Annotated in this window: 1 protein-coding gene; it reads right to left on the bottom strand. The window is 55.3% G+C overall.

What is annotated here, in order from left to right; all coding sequences use genetic code 11:
• A partial coding sequence (tuf, locus tag AACY11_RS28265; protein WP_339496332.1) for an elongation factor Tu occupies positions 1-1052 on the bottom strand: 1052 nt, incomplete at both ends.

Below are 1052 nucleotides of genomic sequence, written 5' to 3'. Positions count from 1 at the left end.
GCGCCGACGGTACGACCGCCTTCACGGATAGCGAAACGCAGACCGTCTTCCATCGCGATGGTTTTGATCAGGGTAACAGTCATCTGAATGTTGTCACCTGGCATTACCATTTCAACGCCTTCTGGCAGCTCGCAGTTACCAGTCACGTCAGTTGTACGGAAGTAGAACTGTGGACGGTAGCCCTTGAAGAACGGAGTATGACGACCGCCTTCTTCCTTGCTCAGAACGTAAACTTCTGCAGTGAACTTGGTGTGCGGCTTAACCGAACCCGGCTTAACCAGAACCTGACCACGCTCAACGTCGTCACGCTTGGTGCCACGCAGCAGAACGCCGCAGTTCTCGCCAGCACGACCTTCGTCGAGCAGCTTGCGGAACATTTCAACACCGGTGCAGGTGGAAACAGTAGTGTCACGCAGACCAACGATTTCCAGCGGATCCTGAACGCGAACGATACCGCGCTCGATACGACCGGTCACAACAGTACCGCGACCCGAGATCGAGAATACGTCTTCGATTGGCATCAGGAACGGCTTGTCGATCATACGAACTGGTTCTGGGATGTAGCTGTCCAGAGTCTCAACCAGTTTCTTGACGGCAGTGGTGCCCATCTCGTTGTCGTCTTTGCCTTCCAGCGCCATACGAGCCGAACCGATGATGATTGGAGTGTCATCGCCCGGGAAGTCGTAGGTGGACAGCAGGTCGCGAACTTCCATCTCAACCAGTTCCAGCAGCTCTGCGTCGTCTACCAGGTCAGCCTTGTTCAGGAAAACCACGATGTACGGAACGCCTACCTGACGGGACAGCAGGATGTGCTCACGGGTTTGTGGCATCGGACCATCGGCGGCCGAGCAAACCAGGATAGCGCCGTCCATTTGAGCAGCACCGGTGATCATGTTCTTCACATAGTCAGCGTGACCTGGGCAGTCAACGTGAGCGTAGTGACGGATCAGCGAGTTGTACTCAACGTGCGCGGTGTTGATGGTGATACCGCGAGCTTTTTCTTCTGGAGCGCTGTCGATCTTGTCGAATTCAACTACGGCCGAACCGAAAAC

The sequence above is a fragment of the Pseudomonas sp. RA_105y_Pfl2_P56 genome, assembly GCF_963970845.1.
Classification (GTDB): domain Bacteria; phylum Pseudomonadota; class Gammaproteobacteria; order Pseudomonadales; family Pseudomonadaceae; genus Aquipseudomonas; species Aquipseudomonas baetica_A.
Note: the sequence above shows the minus strand (reverse complement) of the source record. Positions and strands in the feature narration are given on the sequence as shown.